The following is a 1,234-nucleotide window of genomic DNA, read 5'->3' as shown; positions in this document are numbered from 1 at the left end:
TGACACCTGCTGCGGTCCTGGTGCTCATGGCTACGGCCAATATCCTGATCGACAATTCCCTCGGCGCCTCCACCCTCGGCACCCAGGTGCTGTCGATGCTGCTGCTGCTGCTGTTCCTGGCCCCAGCCGGTCGGACGCTCTCGCTCGATGCCGTGATCGCGTCCCGCAGACCGCAGAACCGCGTCATCCGGTGGATGCACTGGCTGTCGGGAGAGCCGGGCCAGGATCGGCTCCTCCTGGCCAAACTGGCCGCCCTGTCGGCCTATGCCTGCCTATGCCTCTACTCCGTCACCTGGCATTTCCATGACGATGCTTGGATGTCGGGGCTGGCGATCAGCTGGGTCCTGCTACTACCAGGATCCAATCCGAAGCTCTACTGGCTGGCGCAGGACGTCTACCAATGGGCTCCGGCTCTCTACGTGGAGTTCACCCGGCTCTCCCTCTACGGGATGATGGTGTGGTATATCCTGGTCCTGGTCGGCATCTTCATGGGGCGCTACATCCGTGCCTTCGTGATCTACTGGGGCTTGGCCTTCTTCCTGATCAGCGCCTTCGTTCTTCCGCTCAGCTTTCTCGGCTATTACGAGTTGATCTTCTGGTTCGCGCTGTTCGCCACCGGGGGAGCCCTTGGCGCCCGTCACACGCAGCCGCTGGCGGTCCTGTTCGACGACCGGTGCAACCTGTGTGACAGGACGGTCAGGACGCTCGCCTGGCTCGACCTCTTTCAGCGCCTGGAGTTCCGCCCGGTCCGCCGCAACGGCGAGTTGCTCGCCCGACACGGCATCAGCCTCGAACAGGGCCTGACGGATCTCGTCGGCATCGATCACTCCGGCCGGATCTATCAGGGTTACGACCTCTACTTCACCCTGGCTCGACGCCTGATCCTGCTCTGGCCGGCCGTGCCCCTTCTGTGGCTGGGACAGGTGATGCGGATCGGACCGGTGGTCTACCGCTGGATCGCGGAGCGCCGCACCAAGCTCTTCGGCGTCTGCGAGTTCTCGACCATTCCGGATCGCTACGTGCGCCAGGGGCCAACGCTTTCGGTCGCCGGTGCACCGAGGCTGGGATCGGCGGCGAGTGCCGTGGTGCTGACGCTGCTTGTTCTCGAAGCCGCCTTTCTGGTGAGGCTCCCGGTCACGAGCACGACCGGTGAGACCCCACTCGGGCAATGGTCGAAGCAGATCTTCGGATCGTCTCCGCTGGCCTTCGGCATCGGTAAAATCAACGTCTTCAA

The 1,234-nt window shown here is 63.7% G+C and carries 1 protein-coding gene; it reads left to right on the top strand.

Annotated features, from left to right (window positions below; genetic code table 11):
- On the top strand, positions 1-1,234 hold a 1,234-nt coding region (locus LGR44_RS21660), incomplete at both ends, for a thiol-disulfide oxidoreductase DCC family protein (RefSeq protein WP_226742792.1).

The organism is Microvirga lenta (assembly GCF_020532555.1).
Classification (GTDB): domain Bacteria; phylum Pseudomonadota; class Alphaproteobacteria; order Rhizobiales; family Beijerinckiaceae; genus Microvirga; species Microvirga lenta.
Note: the sequence above shows the minus strand (reverse complement) of the source record. Positions and strands in the feature narration are given on the sequence as shown.